This is a genomic window from Burkholderia sp. ABCPW 14, assembly GCF_001523835.1.
GTDB classification, from domain to species: domain Bacteria; phylum Pseudomonadota; class Gammaproteobacteria; order Burkholderiales; family Burkholderiaceae; genus Burkholderia; species Burkholderia mayonis.
The window spans coordinates 1-16,952 of record NZ_LOVS01000203.1; the positions used below are offsets into that span (position 1 = coordinate 1).

The 16,952-nt window shown below is 62.8% G+C and carries 13 protein-coding genes and 4 pseudogenes; 5 read left to right on the plus strand and 12 right to left on the minus strand.

Annotated features, from left to right (window positions below):
• Positions 1 to 130: 130 nt before the first annotated feature.
• Positions 131 to 391: pseudogene (locus tag WS62_RS30815) on the minus strand (transposase); the annotation flags it as partial.
• A gap of 319 nt (positions 392 to 710) precedes the next feature.
• Between WS62_RS30815 and WS62_RS35600 the strand changes: the two are divergent.
• Both WS62_RS35600 and WS62_RS35605 read left to right on the plus strand, forming a co-directional pair.
• Positions 711 to 1,163 (plus strand): GNAT family N-acetyltransferase, encoded by a 453-nt coding sequence (locus WS62_RS35600; protein WP_082721425.1) that lies wholly within the window; start codon positions 711 to 713, stop codon positions 1,161 to 1,163.
• An 18-nt stretch (positions 1,164 to 1,181) separates the two neighbouring features.
• A pseudogene (locus tag WS62_RS35605) lies at positions 1,182 to 2,202 on the plus strand (AraC family transcriptional regulator).
• A gap of 19 nt (positions 2,203 to 2,221) precedes the next feature.
• Here the strand turns inward: WS62_RS35605 and WS62_RS30820 are convergent.
• Both WS62_RS30820 and WS62_RS30825 read right to left on the minus strand, forming a co-directional pair.
• Positions 2,222 to 2,659, minus strand: a pseudogene (locus WS62_RS30820) (SET domain-containing protein).
• A gap of 260 nt (positions 2,660 to 2,919) precedes the next feature.
• Entirely contained in the window at positions 2,920 to 3,138 is a 219-nt protein-coding gene (locus WS62_RS30825; RefSeq protein ID WP_156441192.1) for a hypothetical protein, read from the minus strand.
• A 226-nt stretch (positions 3,139 to 3,364) separates the two neighbouring features.
• Between WS62_RS30825 and WS62_RS30830 the strand changes: the two genes are divergently transcribed.
• The gene (locus tag WS62_RS30830) at positions 3,365 to 3,676 is read left to right on the plus strand and encodes an H-NS histone family protein (RefSeq protein ID WP_442855117.1); all 312 of its coding nucleotides are present in this window, start codon (positions 3,365 to 3,367) and stop codon (positions 3,674 to 3,676) included.
• A 127-nt stretch (positions 3,677 to 3,803) separates the two neighbouring features.
• Here the strand turns inward: WS62_RS30830 and WS62_RS35610 are convergent.
• A pseudogene (locus tag WS62_RS35610) lies at positions 3,804 to 4,561 on the minus strand (Tn3 family transposase).
• A 177-nt stretch (positions 4,562 to 4,738) separates the two neighbouring features.
• Between WS62_RS35610 and WS62_RS30840 the strand changes: the two are divergent.
• Positions 4,739 to 5,113 carry an aldehyde dehydrogenase family protein gene (locus WS62_RS30840; RefSeq protein WP_231748465.1) on the plus strand — a complete coding sequence of 125 codons (375 nt, stop codon included), beginning with the start codon at positions 4,739 to 4,741 and terminating at the stop codon, positions 5,111 to 5,113.
• A 207-nt stretch (positions 5,114 to 5,320) separates the two neighbouring features.
• Here WS62_RS30840 and WS62_RS30845 read toward each other — a convergent pair whose 3' ends face one another.
• The 8 genes from WS62_RS30845 to urtA form a co-directional block, all read right to left on the minus strand.
• The gene (locus tag WS62_RS30845) at positions 5,321 to 6,361 is read right to left on the minus strand and encodes an aliphatic amidase (RefSeq protein ID WP_066579169.1); all 1,041 of its coding nucleotides are present in this window, start codon (positions 6,359 to 6,361) and stop codon (positions 5,321 to 5,323) included.
• 48 nt (positions 6,362 to 6,409) lie between these two features.
• On the minus strand, positions 6,410 to 6,790 hold the full coding sequence (locus WS62_RS30850; protein WP_066579201.1) for an FmdB family zinc ribbon protein: 381 nt from the start codon (positions 6,788 to 6,790) through the stop codon (positions 6,410 to 6,412).
• Between the two features lie 34 nt (positions 6,791 to 6,824).
• Positions 6,825 to 8,063, minus strand: coding sequence for a formamidase (gene fmdA, locus WS62_RS30855; RefSeq protein ID WP_066491082.1), 1,239 nt, complete (start codon positions 8,061 to 8,063; stop codon positions 6,825 to 6,827).
• An 84-nt stretch (positions 8,064 to 8,147) separates the two neighbouring features.
• Positions 8,148 to 8,837: an urea ABC transporter ATP-binding subunit UrtE gene (urtE, locus tag WS62_RS30860; protein WP_066579172.1), complete on the minus strand. Its 690-nt coding sequence runs from the start codon at positions 8,835 to 8,837 to the stop codon at positions 8,148 to 8,150.
• A 13-nt stretch (positions 8,838 to 8,850) separates the two neighbouring features.
• Positions 8,851 to 9,594: an urea ABC transporter ATP-binding protein UrtD gene (urtD, locus tag WS62_RS30865; protein ID WP_066579177.1), complete on the minus strand. Its 744-nt coding sequence runs from the start codon at positions 9,592 to 9,594 to the stop codon at positions 8,851 to 8,853.
• Positions 9,591 to 10,766 carry an urea ABC transporter permease subunit UrtC gene (gene urtC, locus WS62_RS30870; protein WP_066579186.1) on the minus strand — a complete coding sequence of 392 codons (1,176 nt, stop codon included), beginning with the start codon at positions 10,764 to 10,766 and terminating at the stop codon, positions 9,591 to 9,593. The genes urtD and urtC overlap by 4 nt, the downstream gene beginning before the upstream one ends.
• Positions 10,767 to 10,856: 90 nt before the next feature.
• Complete coding sequence (gene urtB, locus WS62_RS30875) at positions 10,857 to 11,774, minus strand: urea ABC transporter permease subunit UrtB (protein ID WP_066579193.1); 918 nt, start codon at positions 11,772 to 11,774, stop codon at positions 10,857 to 10,859.
• A 73-nt stretch (positions 11,775 to 11,847) separates the two neighbouring features.
• Positions 11,848 to 13,116: an urea ABC transporter substrate-binding protein gene (urtA, locus tag WS62_RS30880; RefSeq protein WP_066579195.1), complete on the minus strand. Its 1,269-nt coding sequence runs from the start codon at positions 13,114 to 13,116 to the stop codon at positions 11,848 to 11,850.
• A gap of 178 nt (positions 13,117 to 13,294) precedes the next feature.
• Here urtA and WS62_RS30885 point away from each other — a divergent pair, with 178 nt between their 5' ends.
• The gene (locus tag WS62_RS30885; protein WP_066579198.1) at positions 13,295 to 16,837 is read left to right on the plus strand and encodes a hybrid sensor histidine kinase/response regulator; all 3,543 of its coding nucleotides are present in this window, start codon (positions 13,295 to 13,297) and stop codon (positions 16,835 to 16,837) included.
• The last annotated feature ends 115 nt before the right edge of the window (positions 16,838 to 16,952 follow it).

A 16,952-nucleotide genomic window follows, 5' to 3' on the forward strand; every position in this document is an offset into this window, starting at 1 on the left:
ATAGCCGGTCCAGCCGCCCAGTGCCTGAAGTGCCTTGCGATCGTGCAATTCTTCCTCCTGACCTCTATAGAATCAGGCGTCAGGTTACGCAATCTCCATCAAACCCTCCACGGTTTACTGCGATGAACCTTTTTTTTGCGATCTCAAGCTCCATCTGCAGACGCTTGTTCTCCGCTCGCAGACGAGACAGTTCCATCTGCTCAGGCGTGGCCGGCTTCGCTCCGGCACCGTTGACTTTGCCCGACGCCTCGGCCTTCACCCAGTTGCGAAGCGTCTGCTCAGAAATGCCCGGCTCCAGGGCTACTACGGCCACTCCCTGGCCATCCTTGACACGCTGTATGGCGGCCAGCTTGAACTCCTCCGTGTACACCTGTTTCGGTACCTTGAACATGCCTCTTTTCCTTCCTTTCCGGCGAGTTTATACACGACCTCTTGGAAGGCGAAATTTCAGGGGAAGTTCATTAACCATCCGTCTTTGTGTACGTGCGCTGCCAAAATCGCGACTCGCGCGCGCTGGTGAATTCACGCTCCTGCGCGGCTCAAACACTCGCAGTTTCCATTATGCCGCTCGATACTCACCGCGATGGCACTAGCGGTGCTGGGATGCGAAGCAGCGCGGCAGATATGCAACAATTGCGATGCTGACGTCGTCGTCATGACGACGGACGGCAGGATATTTCATAATGTGATACCGAGAGAAGATAACCAATATGACAGTGGCCGACAGACTGGAGTATCGTCCGATGAGGGAGTGCGATATCGGAGCGTTCTATGACGTTCGATTCTCCGTGAAAGAAAATCGGATTCATCCACATCAGATCCACCTGCTTGATCGAGATCTACTGATTGAACAAATCCGACAGGGCGGCGGCTGGATCTGCGAATACCGCGGCGAGACGGCTGGCGTTTGCCTTCCTGTTATTACCGGCGCGCCATTTATTTGTGCGCTGTTCGTGAGACCGTCCTTTCATGGGAATGGCGTTGGACGTGAACTGCTCGAGCGCGCAGTGAAATGGTTGAAAGACAAAGGCGCCGAGCAAGTCACATTGGTCACCGACCCTGGCTCGCGGGCAGATGGTTTCTATCAACGGCTCGGTTGGGCACGCAGTGGACTGGACGAGTATGGGTGCCAGGTCGTATTCACGAAATCGTTAAATCACTGAACTAGTGTAAGGATTCGGATGAAGCCGGTAGCCAACGTGTTCTGTCGCACCGCCGCGCAGCGCCCCGCGTCTCTTCACACTATTATCATCGCGCTCAACGTGATGAAGGAAATGGGTGTGCCAGCCGAAGCGCTTTTGCGAGGCACCGGCATTTCGCCGGCGGAGGTGGAGCAAGCTAATGCAATGGTGACGCATGCTCAGGAAATGGTACTGTTTGCAAATGCGCTTGAAGCGACGGGAAACTCGGCTATCGGGCTTCATATTGGGAGCGAAATCCCGGTGACCGCATATGGCCTCCGAGGGCATGCGATGTTGGTCAGCCCGACACTGGGTGACGCAATGCGGCTTGCGTATGAACATCCGCTCCTTGCAATCAGCTATTTTCAGATAACGCTAGATGTGGATGATGATATAGCACGCGTTACAGTTGGCGGATACACATACCGAGCGGATCTTCTTATCTTGAACACGGATATGTGTCTCGCTGCAGTTAGACGAGAAATGATTGATCTTCTAGGGAGAGTTCCAGAATTCAGACGACTTGGGCTCGCCTTTCCACCCCCCCTCTCACGCCATTGTTTACTCTGACATATTCAAATGCGAAGTAATATTTGAGACCGAAGAGAATTTCGTGGAATTTGACGCCAATTTGTTAAACAAAAAATTGCCACTCGCACATCCTATCGAATTTGAAATCGCCAGAAGAGCGTGCATCAAGCGTGAATTTGAGTTGTCGCATTGGGTGCCGGCTGATCTTGTGGGGCGATTACTCGGAATTATGTACGACAATCCGATGTGCCAAGATGTTGTCAAGTTTACTGAAAAGCTAGGGATGTCGCCGCGTAGTTTGCAGCGTAAATTAAAGTACATGGGTACATCCTTCAGCGCGTTGCTTGATCTAGTTCGACGCGATGTCGCGTCGCGATATCTCTCTGAAAATCAGTTATCGTCCAAGGAGATAGCTGCGAAATTGGGATACAAAAATGCATCGGCGTTCAGCCGAGCAATGAAGCGGTGGTCGAAAGTCGCAGTCGACTGATGACGTTCATAGCAGCAGTCTACCGGAGTCCGATCATGGTGCCCCGGCATCGTTCGGCGCCGCAGTGACAGGCATATTCTCGACGAGCTTGTTCTGAAACCGGTCCGATGACTTCTAGCCCATAGTCGCTGAAGCGTTCCTCGCCGGGGACGACGTCCCGAGTGACCTCAATGAAGATGCGACTCTTCGAATCGACGGCTTGGCAGTTAGGTTCACATGCGTGATTGAGCCATCGTGCGCTGTTGCCTCCCCGACCGCCATCGATGACCTGCCCGCTCGAAAGACCAAAGTAGAACGTGTGCCCCGCCTGTCCGTTCTGTCGATGAGCCTGCGTGGCTTTTCGTCACGCGATAATCTCGCCTTTGTACTCGAGCAGCAATTCGCCAGCCTTTAGCGGCCGCAGCGCAAAGACTCCATTGCCATGGACGCTCGACTTGCGCACGACGAAGCGCTTCATATCGTTTTTCTGTTCCTTCCGTTTCTTGGGCGATGAACCGGAGGGGTGCTGGTCCGTCAACATCCACTTGCTGACGTCTTCCACCGAAACGATCGTGACGCCTGTCATGAACGGCGGGACGAGCCGCATCGCCGACAGACGGCCTTGCAGGCTCGTTGTACGGGTTGCGCGGTCTTACGTTGCCCATGAGATGCTTCCTTGCAGAGACTCGGTCATCTGATTTCGACATGGGCTCAGATCCGAGCGTGCCGAGCCAACAGTCAGATCTGACCGCGCGTGCGAAGCCGATCGAGGTTCTCGAACAGCGCTAATCCGCGCCAATACGGGATGATCCAGTTTGCGTATCTCGGGTCTTGTACTCCGCGATGACGCTGAGCGACCTCAGCAGCCACAGTGACAATGTGGCCGGTGCCAACACCTTGCAATGTAAAATTGTCTTCCGAGAACTGCCCCAGAACAAGGTAGCCTTCGTCGTCCATCTCAAACCTCATGATTTCGCTTGTGCTGTAGGGAAGGAACTGCCTCCATGGGCACCAAACAGTATTCGTGTCCGGCGAGTTTGCGCTATTTTATCCATTCATATCCGAATCTCGAACAGCAATTCCAGCGAGTTTTAATCTGGGCACGCGGAAAAGATACCTGCGCGCATCCGAGTCTTGTACCATTGCATGCGATGTCGCTCTTTTGTCAGAAAAAGTGAAGCAGATAACCCTTCAAAAGCGACAAGCGCAATTGCGCGAGACCAACGTTCAACTTGCTGAGGCGAAACACAGCGAGAAACAAGCTGCGCTCGCCACGTTCAGAGAGCAAGTGGAACTCTATGAGATTACCGAAGAGGAACTGCTTCGGGCGTTAGGTTTCAGGAAAGTGCGACGCGCGGCGCAAGCGAAGTACCACGATCCGTCGTCTGGTAAGAACTGGACGGGGCGCGGCCCACGGCCGAAATGGCTGAAGGGAAAGCAGTTGGAGGATTACCTCGTTGATCGCACAACGAAAACTTGGTGGCCAGGCGAGTAGGGGGCCCTCAAGAAACGGATTTTCACGTACGTCAAGACTTCGCGGCGCCCGGCTTGACATGCAGCATTGGCCGGAACTGCCCTTGACGACGCGTTTGTTGGAAAGCAAAACGCAATCTCACCCAACACTACGATGTGATTCCAGCCAATGGGCGCCACGTGCGGCAGCGGGCTTTCGTCGATGTCTTCATGCTGGTGTAGAGTTGCGATCGTGCGCTCCGGGTGGACCGTGTTCCAGAGCTTGATAGCGGGGCCACCAGACAAAGCACATCATCGAATTCCCGCTCGACCAGTTTCTCGTTGACGGAGCCACGAATCAAGATGACCAAGACCGGCCAGTCGGTTGATTTACCTGGCACATACAGATTCTTGTCGGCAAAATCGGCGATTCGCGGTGCGTATGCATACCCGACGAACGGACACAACCCGATCACGTGTTCGATGAAACCAGCCGTGTCGCTATAGTGCTCCTCGATCAGCAGATTCGACTCATGGTGAAGCAGCCCGTCGAGCACATGCGTGGCTTCGTGCACTGGTGAGTTGATGACTTTCGTGTAGGACAGAGCATACTGGTCAAAAACGTGTGTATAGAACAGGACACCAAACTCGCCGCCATACATTGCGTTTCTGTAGCCGGCCGTTCGCCCGTGACCGTCGGCCTGATAGCGCTGCCCGTCCGATGACGAGGTCGTGCCTTCGCCCAGTAGGAGGCACAGGGTAGCTTGTGCTGATAGTTGACCAACTCGACCAGGCCCTTCCGATAGGTATCGTCGTGAACGTGCCAGACCACCAGCCATGAAAGCCTCGCGAGATTCGTGCCCGGACAGGCATCTGCCATCTTCTCGAGACCGAGGTTGAAAGCTCCGGCGAGAATGGAAGTCAACAACAGTGTCCGGTGCGATGTTTCTGCATCGCATCTTCAGATGCGTGAAAACCTGTCCACTGATCGACTTCAAGCAGGAGGTCCGTGATTTTCACGCGTGGCGGCAAATCGCACGCAGGCTGCCTGAGCGCCTTGCCAGCCGGCGGTGTCGCATCATCCAGCGGTGTAATCCGGAGACCCTTGTCGTCCAACTCGACGTCGGGCAACTCGCCCGCTTCGGCCAGCCGGTTGGACGGCGGCGACGTACTCGCGGGCGGCGGCGCGGCCGCCGGCCCCGGCTTCTTCGTGAAGTCGACCGTGATCGCGAACGTCGACCACCGGCTACTCGGGATCGGCCGCGACGAGGTGTTCGGACTCTTGCTCGTCGCGATGCCATACAACGAACTCGACGAGGCGATCACCGCCGCGAACGATTCGGAGTACAGACTCGGCGCGAGCGTCTGGACTGACCGGCTCGCCAGCGCGTTGCAGGTGGTCGATCGCGTGAAGGCCGGCACCGTTTGGGTGAATGCGCACAACATGGTCAATCCGGCGCTGCCGTTCGGCGGCTTCTAGGCGTCGGGAATCGGCCGCGAACACGACCGCGCAATCATCGATGCATACACCAAAATAAGGCCGGTCTGATTTGCGTATTGACGTCGACCCGGCAAGGCGACAGCGGGCGACGATCGCGTCGCCCCGTCGCGTGTCGTTGTCGATGGCGGCCGCATCATCGCGCGGCTCGCCCCGTCGCCATCGCACGCTCGCTCCTGTCGTGCCGCGCTACCGCGGGTTCTTGCCGCTGTCGTTCGGAATCCCGTCGACCGGACACTCCGCCGTACCCGGCATCGATCGCGTGATCGCCTCGGCCGCCGCCCTCGCCTTGCCTGGATCGTTGACCCAGTCCCGATAGAACTCGAACGGACAGTCCGCGACGCCGTGAATGCTGTCGCCCGAATTGATCGTGCCGGTATAGCCACGATGCATCAGCTTGTACAGATGGTTCTGCGACTGCATGTTGCGTCGCGCATCACGGATCAGAGGCAGCGACAGTTCGGCATACTGAATACCCATCTCCTCCTCGCCGCATTCGCCGAGCGTGCGGCCGTCGAAGCCGATGATCGCCGAGTGCCCGAAGTACGAATACACGCCGTCGAAGCCCGCCGCGTTCGCGACCGCGACATACGTGTTGTTCATCCACGCCATCACCTTCGACACCAGTACCTGCTGCTCCTTCGCCGGGTACATATAACCCTGGCAGCGAACGATCAGCTCGGCACCGCGCATCACGCAGTCACGCCAGATCTCCGGATAGTTGCCGTCGTCGCAGATGATCAGGCTGATCTTCAGCCCCTTCGGGCCGTCGGTCACGTACGTGCGGTCGCCCGGATACCAGCCCTCGATCGGCGTCCACGGCATGATCTTCCGGTACTTCTGCACGATCTCGCCGTGGTTGTCGATCAGGATCAGTGTGTTGTACGGCGCCTTCTCCGGATGCATTTCGTGGCGTTCGCCGGTGATCGAGAACACGCCGCAGACGTTCGCCTTCCGGCACGCGGCCGAGAAAACCTCGGTTTCCGCGCCCGGAATTGTCGATGCGGTGTCGTACATCTCCTGTTCGTCGTACATGATCCCGTGCGTCGAATATTCGGGGAAAATCACGAGATCCATCCCCGGCAGCCCGCGCTTCATCCCGATCAGCATCTCGGCGATCTTGCGCGCGTTGTCGAGCACCTCCACCTTCGTGTGCAGGCGCGGCATCCTGTAGTTCACGACCGCGACGCCAACGCTGTCGCGGCTGCTCGAAATATCTCCGTGTCGCATCGCTTGCTCTCCGTTCAATATGCGGGGCGCGCTGCCCCGCGCGTTTCGTCAATGACTGATCATCCACGGGCGGCCGGCGGGCCGTTTCAGGCTCCCTACCGCCGCGCCCGCGAGCCCGTTACCACCACCGCCCGCCGCACCGCCGCTCGCGCCGGCGAGCGTCGTACGCGCGCCCGAGCAGCAGCCGCAGCCGGGCCGGTGCTTCGCGGGCGCGAGTTCGCCGGACTGACGCGGCGCGTGCGACGCGCGCTCGTTGGTCGCGTGCGCGACCCGCCGCTCGCCGGACATCAGCGCGAGCGGCGGCGCCGTCACGAGCCGCGACGCGGCGCTGCCGCAATCGGGACACAGCGCGAGCCGGTCGCGCTCGGCAATCCGGCGCATCGTCGCGAACGGCCCGCAGGTGTCGCAGTTAAAATCGTAAATTGGCATCATGCGCTCCTTGTCGTCGGGTCGGCGGCGTTCGTCACGCTTTCGCGAGGTCGTACGAGATCGGCAGATCGACGTCGCCCGTCACGCGGCGGATCGGCCCTTCCACGTTCGGTCGAATATCGAAGTCGAAGATCTGCGTCGGCAGCCACAGCGTCGCGCAGGCGTTCGGAATGTCGACGACGCCGCTGATGTGCCCCTGCACTGGCGCGCAGCCGAGCAGCGAATACGCCTGCGCGCCCGAATAGCCGAATTTCTTCAGATACTCGATTGCGTTCAGGCACGCCTGGCGATACGCGACCGTCACGTCGAGGTAGTGCTGGCCGCCCGTCTCGTCGACGGAGATTCCCTCGAAGATCAGATAGTCGTTGTAGGCGGGCGTGATCGGGCTCGGCTGGAACACCGGATTTCGGATACCGTACTTTTCCATCCCGCCCTTGATCAGGCTCACCCGCATGTGCACCCAGCCGGCCATTTCGATCGCGCCGCAAAACGTGATCTCGCCGTCGCCCTGGCTGAAGTGCAGGTCGCCGACCGACAGCCCCGCGCCGTCGACATACACCGGGAAGAACACCTTCGAGCCGCGCGACAGATCCTTGATGTCGCAATTGCCGCCGTGCTCGCGCGGCGGCACCGTGCGCGCGCCCTCGGCCGCGGCCTTCGCCTTCGCGTCGCCGCTCAGCTTGCCCATGTGCGCGGTCGCCGCGAACGGCGGATTCGCGAGCGGCGGCACGCGCTCGGGGTTGGTCGCGATCAGCCCGGTCTCACGCTTATTCCAGGTGTCGAGCAGCTTCGGATTCGGCAGGCAGCCGATCAGCCCCGGATGGATTAGTCCGGCGAAATTGACGCCCGGGATATGCCGCGAGCTCGTGAACATCCCGTGGAAATCCCAGATCGATTTCTGCGCGGACGGGAAATGGTCAGTCAGGAAACCGCCGCCGTTGGTCTTCGAGAAGAAGCCGTTGAAGCCCCACTGGCTGTCGGCCTTCGCGCCGATGTCGAGCAGGTCGACGACGAGCAGGTCGCCCGGCTCCGCGCCGCGCACGCCGACCGGGCCGGACAGGAAGTGGACGATCGACAGGTCGATGTCGCGCACGTCGTCGGCGCTGTCGTCGTTCTTGATGAAGCCGCCGGTCCAGTCGTAGGTTTCGAGCACGAAGTCGTCGCCGGGATTCACCCAGCACGCCATCGGGATATCCGGATGCCAGCGGTTGTGCACTTGCTCGTTTTCGTACGCGGACTGGTTCAGGTCGACTTTGATCAGGGTGTCGGGCATCTCGCACGCTCCTCGGTGATCGGATGAACAGGAATCGGAAACAACGGCATCGGGCCGCGTCTGGCGCGCGCGGCAGACGCGATGTCAAACGGACAGGTATTCGCGAATCCGGCCGGTATCGCCGGCATCGTGGGTGCTCTGGTGGACGAAGCGGCCGCCCTCGATCACGAACAGGCGATCCGCGACGTCGAGCGCGAAGCTCAGCACCTGCTCGGACACGACGATCGCGATGTCGCGCGTCGCGCGGATCTGGTTCAGCGCCTTCGCGATGTCCTTGATCACCGACGGCTGGATCCCCTCCGTCGGCTCGTCGAGCAGCAGCACCTTCGGATCGGTCGCGAGCGCGCGCGCGATCGCGAGCTGCTGCTGCTGGCCGCCGGACAGGTTGCCGCCCTTGCGCTTGCGCATGTCGAACAGCACCGGAAACAACGCGTACAAATCGTCGGGCACGCGCTGCGACTCGGCGTTTTCCAGCCCGGTGCGGATGTTTTCCTCGACGGTCAGCGACGCGAAGATCTGCCGGCCCTGCGGCACGTAACCGATCCCCTTCGCGACGCGCTGGTAGCTTTCGTCCTTCGACACGTCCGCGCCACCGACGCGCACGGTGCCGCGATTCGCGGGCAGCATGCCGATCAGCGCCTTGAACAGCGTGGTCTTGCCCATTCCGTTGCGCCCCATCACCGCGACGCTTTCGCGGTTCGCGACCGAGAAGCCGATGCCGTGCAGCACCTCGCTCTGGCCGTAACTGACGACGAGATCGTCGACTTCGAGCATGTCGATGTCCTCCTCAATGGCCGAGATAGACGTCGATCACGCGCGGGTCCGCCTGCACCCGGGCCATCGGCCCCTCGGCAAGAATCTTCCCCTGGTGCATCACCGTCACCTTGTGCGCGATCCGCTCGACAAACGCCATATCGTGCTCGATCACGATCATCGAGCGCTCGCGGCAGATCCGGTCGAGCAGCTCGGCCGTGATCTCGCGCTCCTTCACGCTCATGCCGGCGATCGGCTCGTCGAGCATCAACAGCTCCGGATCCTGCATCAGCAGCATGCCGATCTCGAGCCACTGCTTCTGCCCGTGCGACAGCAGCCCGGCCTCCATGTCGAGCGAGCCGCCGAGGCCGATCTCGTCGGCGACCGCGAGCACGCGATCAGTGACCTCACTGTCGAGCTTGAACGCGATCGCGCCGAACACGCCGCGGCCGCGCGGATACGACACCTCGAGGTTCTGCGCGACCGACAGGTTTTCGTAGATCGACGGCGTCTGGAACTTGCGGCCGATCCCCTTGCGTACGCGCCGGAATTCGGCGAGCCGGGTGATTTCCTCGTTGCGGAACTTGATGCTGCCGGCGGTTTCCTTGGTCTTGCCGCAGATCAGGTCGAGCAGCGTCGTCTTGCCGGCGCCGTTCGGGCCGATCACGACGCGCAGCTCGCCGCGCTCCAGATACAGGTTCAGCGAATCGATCGCCTTGAAGCCGTCGAACGACACGGTCAGGTCCTCGATCGCGAGCAGGAAGTCGGTATTGCTCATCGCGATGCCTCCCGGTTGCCGGTATCGCCGAGCCAGCGGCGCACGCGTGGCCGCACATATTCCTCGTACAGGCCCGCAAGCCCATTCGGGAATGCCATCACGACGCCAATGAACATCGCGGCCATCAGGTACAGCCACAGGTTCGGGAAGCGCTCCGAGAACCAGGTCTTGCCGAGGTTCACGAGGATCGTGCCGAACACCGCGCCGACCACCGACATCCGGCCGCCGACGGCCGCGTAGATCACCATCTCGATCGACGGTACGATGCCGACGAACGACGGCGACATGAAGCCGACCTGCAGTGTGAACATCGCGCCGCCGATCCCGGCGAGCATCGCGGCGACGCAGAACGCGAACACCTTGAACATCGCGACGTCGTAGCCGGAGAAGCGCACCCGGTCCTCCTTGTCGCGCATCGCGAGCAGCAGCGTGCCGACCCTGCCGCGCTGGATTGCGCGACAGACGAGGAGCGAGCCGATCAGCAGCGCCGCGTTGATGAAGTACAGCACCGTCTTCGCGTGACTCGACTGGATGTTCCAGCCGAGCAGCGTACGCAGATCGGTGATCCCGTTCACGCCGCCGGTGAAGCCCTGCTGGCCGATGATAAGCACCGACAGGATCAGCGCGACCGCCTGCGTGATGATCGCGAAATAGACGCCGCCGACACGCCGCTTGAACATCGCGTAGCCGACCACGAACGCGAGCAGCGTCGGCACCGCCAGCACCGCGACGATCGACAGCGGCAGCGAATGGAACGGCTTCCACCAGAACGGCAGCGCCGTCACCTGGTTCCAGTCCATGAAGTCGGGGATGCCGGGCGTCGTTTGCGTCTTGGTCGAGATCGGGTCGGACGCCTCGAGCTTCAGGAACATCGCCATCGCGTAGCCGCCGAGCCCGAAGAACACGCCCTGCCCGAGGCTCAGCACGCCGCCGTAGCCCCATGCGATCACGAGGCCGGTCGCGACGAACGCGTAGGTCAGATACTTGCCCATCATGTTTAGCCGGAACGGGTCGAGCGCGAGCGGGAACACGACGATGATCAGGGTCGCCAGCACCACGATGCCGGCGTAGCCGGACGCGTCGGCGCGGCGAGCGTACGCGCGCCAGCCGCCCGGCGTGCGCGTGTCGACGGGAGGCGCGACGCCGCCCGCGACGGGTTGGATGGGTTCCATGGTCCTCTCCGTGAAAATGATCGGTTGGGTGATCGGTTGAACGACCGGCACCGGGGGCGCACGACGAGCCACGCCACCCGGCGGCGCCCGTCACGCGCGGCGGACCTTCGAGGCGAACAGCCCCTGCGGACGCAGCATCAGGATGATCACGACGGTCAACAGCGTCAGCACGCGCGCGGTGGAACCGGACAGGAAGAACTCGCTGATCGACTGCATCTGCGCGATCCCGAACGCGGACGCGACCGTGCCGAGCAAGCTCGCAGCGCCGCCGAACGTGACGACCAGAAACGAATCGACGATGTACAGCGAGCCGCTCGTCGGGCCCGTCGAGCCGATCGCGGTGAACGCCGCGCCGGCGACGCCGGCGACTCCGCAGCCGATCGCGAAGGTCATTCGGTCGGTGAGCCGCGTGTTGATGCCGGCGGCGTTCGCCATCGGGCGGTTCGCGACGGTTGCCCGCACCCGCAGCCCCCAGCGCGACCGGTACAGCGCGAGCAGCAGCCCGCCCGTCATCACCAGCGCGAGGCCCATCACGAACATCCCGCTGACCGGAATGTCGAGCCCTTGTGCGGGCTCCCACGAGCCCATCAGCCAGTCGGGCAGCGCGGGGCTCACTTCCTTCGGACCGAAGGTCGAGCGGAACACCTGCTGCATCCCGAGGCTCAGGCCCCAGGTCGCGAGCAGCGTGTCGAGCGGGCGCCGATACAGATGCCGGATCAGCGCCCATTCGGCAAGCCAGCCGGCCACGAACGCGATGCCGAACGCGGCGACGATCGCGAAGAAGAAGTAGACCAGCGTGATGGTGTGCCAGACGTTCTGCGCGAGCCACGAGAACAGATAGACGGTGTACGCGCCGATCGTCATGAATTCGCCGTGCGCCATGTTGATCACGCCCATCTGGCCGAAGATCACCGCGAGGCCGAGGCCCATCAGCAGCAGGACGCTGAACAGGCTCAGGCCGGCGAAGCCCTGCATCAGCGCAATATAGAAAATGTCGGTGGCGGACATTGGAATCCTCCTCGCGCGGCGGCCGGCGAACGGCCGCCGCGATGTGGCGGTGGGGCGTCGTCGCGACGCCGGCTTACATGTAGCCCTTCGGGAACGGATTCGGCTGGATCGGTTCCGCCGACTGCGCGACGACCTTGAACTGGCCGTCCGCCTGCCCCTCGCCGATCAGCGAGCGGCTCCACAGATGGTGGTTCGCATCGACCTTCGCGTATCCCTGCGGCGCGTTCTTCAGCTCGATGCCGGCCGATGCGGCAACCACCTTGCCGATGTCGAAGCTGCCCGCCCGCTCGCACGCGGCCTTCCAGAGCCACGGGCCGAGATACGCGGCCTGCGTGACGTCGCCGATCACCGCCTTCTGCCCGTAGCGCGCCTTGAACGCCTTCACGAACGTCTGGTTGTTGTCGTTCCCGAGCGACTCGAAATACTTCATCGACGAATAGAAGCCCGCGAAATTCTCGCCGCCGATCCCGAGCACCTCGTCCTCCGTCACCGACAGCGTCAGCAGGAACTGCTTCGCCGGGGTGATGCCGGCCGCCTTGAGCTGCTTGTAGAACGCGACGTTCGAGCCGCCGACGACGGTCGCGAAGATGCAGTCCGGGCGCGCGAGCTTGATCTTGTTCATGAGCGAGTAGAAATCGGTCGTGCCGAGCGGGTAGTACTCCTCGCCGACAACCTTCGCGTGCAGATGCTGCCCGATGTGCCGGCGCGCGATCTTGTTCGATGTGCGCGGCCAGATGTAGTCGGAGCCGACGAGGAAGAATGTCTTCGCCTTCTTCGTGTTCGCCGCCCAGTCGAGCGCCCACAGGATCTGCTGAGTCGCTTCCTGGCCGGTGTAGAACACGTTCTTCGACTGTTCGAGCCCTTCGTAGAACGTCGGGTAGTAAAGCAGGCCGTTGTCCTTCTCGAAGATCGGCAGCACCGCCTTACGCGACGCCGACGTCCAGCAGCCGAACACTGCGGCGACGTGATCGTTCTCGAGCAGCTTCTTCGACTTTTCCGCGAACGTCGGCCAGTCGGATGCGCCGTCCTCCTGAATGATCTGGATCTTGCGGCCGAGCACGCCGCCCATCGCGTTGATCTGTTCGATCGCGAGCCGCTCCGCCTGGATCGAGCCCGTCTCCGAGATCGCCATCGTGCCGGTCGCCGAATGCAACTGGCCGACCGTGACCGTCGTGTCCGTCACCGCGAGCTTCGTCGTGTTCACCTTCGCGGTCGGCGGGATCTGCGCGAACGACGTGCGCGGCAGGCCGAGCGCCATCAGCGGCGTCGCGGCGAGGCCGCCGAGCACGAGGCGGCGCAGCGGCGACGGGGCCTCGTCATCGAATCGATCGTCTACGGACATCACATTCTCCTTGTCGTGTCGGTCGGCCGGCGGACGTGGCCGGCCTGTGAGGCGGAATGTAGGAAGCCAAATTGACGATCGAAATACGTCGATTGACGTATATCCCGATGCGGACTTGGAATGTAACTTGCGTGACGCAGGCTTCTCGCCATGCGCGCACCAAACTGGATCACCCGAGATGGCACAGATGCACCAGTCCGCGCCGCCGCCCCCGCCGAGCACGCAACGGATCGTCAAAGTCCGGCGCGACTACAACGCGTGGGTCGGCGACGAAACGCTCGAGGATTACGCGCTGCGCTACACGCCGAGCTCGTTTCGCCGCTGGTCGGAATTCCGTGTCGCGAACACCGCGATCGGCGCAGTGTCGTTCCTCGTGCTCGAGGCGATCGGCGGCAGTCTCGTCATCAACTACGGATTCACGAACACGATCTGGGCGATCGCCGCCGTGTCGGTACTGATCTGGCTGACGAGCCTACCGATCAGCTATTACGCGGCACGCCATGGCGTCGACATGGATCTGCTGACGCGCGGCGCCGGCTTCGGCTATATCGGCTCGACCGTCACGTCGTTGCTGTACGCGAGCTTCACGTTCATCTTCTTCGCGCTCGAGGCCGCGATCATGTCGCTCGCGCTGCAGCTGTATTTCCAGATCTCGATTGCAATCGCGTACGTGGTCAGCTCGCTCGTCGTGATTCCGATCGTGATGTTCGGGATCACGCTGATCAACCGGCTGCAGAGCTGGACACAGCCGCTGTGGCTCGTGCTGTTCGTGCTGCCGTACGCGGCCGTACTGTGGCGGCATCCGTCGCTGCTGCGCGAATGGACGACGTTCGCCGGCGTCTCGCACGACGGCCGCGCGTTCAGCCTGATCGCGTTCGGCCAGGCGTCGGCGGTCGTGTTCGCGCTGATCGTTCAGGTCGGCGAACAGGTCGACTATCTGCGCTTCCTGCCGCCGCTGAGCGCGAAGAATCGGCGGCGCTGGTGGATCGCGCTGCTGTCCGCCGGCCCCGGCTGGGTGATTCCCGGCGCGCTGAAGATGCTCGGCGGCGCGTTCCTCGCGTTCGTCGCGATCCAGCACGAGATCGACCTCGCGCACGCCGCGCAGCCGACGCAGATGTATCTCGTCGCGTATCACCTGCTGTTCGATCCGCTCGGGCTCGCCGGCTGGGCGCTGCCGGCGATGACGCTGTTCGTGATCGTGTCGCAGTTGAAGATCAACGTGACCAATGCGTACGCGGGCTCGCTCGCGTGGTCGAATTTCTTCGCGCGGCTCACGCACAGCCATCCGGGTCGGGTCGTCTGGCTCGTGTTCAACGTGCTGATCGCGTTGCTGCTCGTCGAGATGGGCGTGTTCGACGCGATCGGTAAGGTGCTGTCGATGTACGCGAACGTCGCGATCGCGTGGATCGGCGCGCTGTTCGCCGATCTGGTCGTGAACAAGCCGCTCGGCGTTAGCCCACGCGACATCGAATTCAAGCGCGCGCATCTGTATGACATCAATCCGGTCGGCGTCGGCGCGATGCTGATCGCGGCGGCCGTCGCGATGTTCGCGCACGGCGGTGCCTTCGGCGCCATCGCGCAGGCGCTGTCGTCTTTCATCGCGTTCGGCGTCGCGTTCGCGTGCGCGCCGGCGATCGCGATCGCGACGCGCGGCCGCTACTATCTCGCGCGCAGCGCGGAGCCGCATCTCGGCAACGCGGTGCGACGCTGCGCGATCTGCGAGAACGAATTCGAGCCCGACGACACCGCGTACTGCCCCGCGTATGGCGGCACGATCTGCTCGCTGTGCTGCTCGCTCGATTCGCGCTGCAACGATCGCTGCAAGCCGCACGCGCGCTTCTCCGCACAGCTCGACCGCGCGCTGCACCGGCTGTTTCCGCGCGCGACGCTCGGCGCGGCCAGCATGCGGCTCATCCATTACGCGAGTCTCGTCGTCGCGATGCTGATGCTGCTCGCGACGGTGCTGTACCTGATCTGGTCGCAGAGCGCGGCTTCGCTCGCGGCAGCGCCCGGCACGCCCGAGTGGCACGTGATCGCGAACGGCTACGTGACGGTGTTCGTCGCGCTGTCGCTGATCGGCTGCATCGCCGCGTGGTGGCTCGTGCTCGAACGCGAGAACCGGCGCGTCACACAGGAGGAATCGCAGCACCAGACGGAACTGCTGATGCACGAAATCGACGCGCACCAGAAGACCGACGCGGCACTGAAACGCGCGCGCGCGGCGGCCGAGGCGGCGAACAGCGCGAAGAGCCGCTACGTGACCGGGCTGAGCCACGAGCTGCGCACGCCGCTGAACAGCATCCTCGGCTATGCGCAGTTGCTACTGCAGTCGAAGGACGACATCCCGCCCGCTCGCGTGAACGCGATCCGCACGATCCATCGGAGCGGCGAACATCTGCTCGCGCTCGTCGACGGGCTGCTCGACATTGCGCGGATCGAGGCCGGCAAGCTGCAACTGAACGTCACGCGGATCGCGCTGCCCGAATTCATCGCGCAGATGACATCGATGCTTCGCCCGCAGGCGCTCGAGAAGGCGCTCGACTTCGTCGTGCAGCCGGTCGGGCAACTGCCGGCGACCATCAAGTCCGACCAGAAATGCGTGAGCCAGATCCTGACGAACCTGATCGGCAACGCGATCCGCTTCACGCAGACCGGCAGCGTGACGCTGCGGGTCGGCCACGCACTCGACACGCTGACCTTCGAGGTGATCGATACCGGCCCCGGCATTGCGCCCGACGAGATGGAGCGGCTGTTCCTGCCGTTCGAGCGCGGCGAGACCGCGACCGCGCACGATCACGGCGCCGGACTCGGACTGACGATCTGCCGGCTGCTCACGCACGCGCTTGGCGGCAGCCTCGACGTCGACAGCAAGGTCGGGCGCGGCACGCGCTTCGTCGTGAAGGTGTACGCGCCGGCCGTGCAGACCGCCGCGCCCGTGCGCACCGAGCTGTCCGATATCCACGGCTATCGCGGGCCGCGCCGGACGCTGCTCGTCGTCGACGACCTGCCGGACCAGCGCGGGATCGTCGCGCAGATGCTCGCGCCGCTCGGCTTCGCGATCGCGGAAGCCGGCAGCGGGCCTGACGCACTGCTCTGGCTCGGCACGCATTCGGCCGGTGCGATCCTGATGGACACTTCGATGCCGGATATGGACGGCTACGAGACGAGCCGGCTGATCCGCGAGCACCGGATCTCGACCGCGCCGATCATGCTGCTGTCCGCGAACGCATTCGCCGACGATCGCGACCGCGCGATCGCGATTGGCTGCGACGACTATCTGGTGAAGCCGGTGCAGGTGCCGGTGCTGCTCGACAAGCTCGCCGCGCTGCTGCGGATCGAGTGGATCATGGCCGGCACGGCGAGCGCGGGTGCGAGCGCGGCCGTCGTATCGACCGTGCACGACGCGTCGTCCGGCGCGGGCGTATCGTCGGGCGTCGTCGCGCCACGCCCCGGGGATCGAGGAGACGACGGCGACGCCATCGACGCATCGCTCCCCGCCACCGCGTTGCCCCGATCGATGCATGCGCAACTGAAGACGCTGATCGGCGTCGGCTACGTGCAGGGCGTGATCGAGGCGCTCGACGCCGCCACCGCACGGCATCCCGCGCTCGCCGCCTCGCTCGGCGCGCTGCGCGAGCGCGCCGAGCGCTTTCAACTGAAGGAATTCGAGCATGAGCTTGACCGCCTCCCGCTAGGGCGTGTTCACACTACATTGATTTAAGGTTATGCTTCGGGGATGGAAATCTCCGAAGCCCAATTCAAACAGATCGAACATTGCCTGCCGCGACAGCGAGGCAATGTGAGCCTGCCGAACCTGCAAGTGCTCAACGCGATCC

Coding starts and splice junctions, on each gene's coding strand:
- WS62_RS30885 (WP_066579198.1), top strand. CDS start 13,295: ATGGCACAGATGCACCAGTCCGCGCCGCCGCCCCCGCCGAGCACGCAA.
- urtA (WP_066579195.1), bottom strand. CDS start 13,116: ATGTCCGTAGACGATCGATTCGATGACGAGGCCCCGTCGCCGCTGCGC.
- urtC (WP_066579186.1), bottom strand. CDS start 10,766: ATGGAACCCATCCAACCCGTCGCGGGCGGCGTCGCGCCTCCCGTCGAC.
- WS62_RS35600 (WP_082721425.1), top strand. CDS start 711: ATGACAGTGGCCGACAGACTGGAGTATCGTCCGATGAGGGAGTGCGAT.
- fmdA (WP_066491082.1), bottom strand. CDS start 8,063: ATGCCCGACACCCTGATCAAAGTCGACCTGAACCAGTCCGCGTACGAA.
- WS62_RS30845 (WP_066579169.1), bottom strand. CDS start 6,361: ATGCGACACGGAGATATTTCGAGCAGCCGCGACAGCGTTGGCGTCGCG.
- WS62_RS30825 (WP_156441192.1), bottom strand. CDS start 3,138: ATGGACGACGAAGGCTACCTTGTTCTGGGGCAGTTCTCGGAAGACAAT.
- WS62_RS30850 (WP_066579201.1), bottom strand. CDS start 6,790: ATGCCAATTTACGATTTTAACTGCGACACCTGCGGGCCGTTCGCGACG.
- urtE (WP_066579172.1), bottom strand. CDS start 8,837: ATGCTCGAAGTCGACGATCTCGTCGTCAGTTACGGCCAGAGCGAGGTG.
- urtB (WP_066579193.1), bottom strand. CDS start 11,774: ATGTCCGCCACCGACATTTTCTATATTGCGCTGATGCAGGGCTTCGCC.
- urtD (WP_066579177.1), bottom strand. CDS start 9,594: ATGAGCAATACCGACTTCCTGCTCGCGATCGAGGACCTGACCGTGTCG.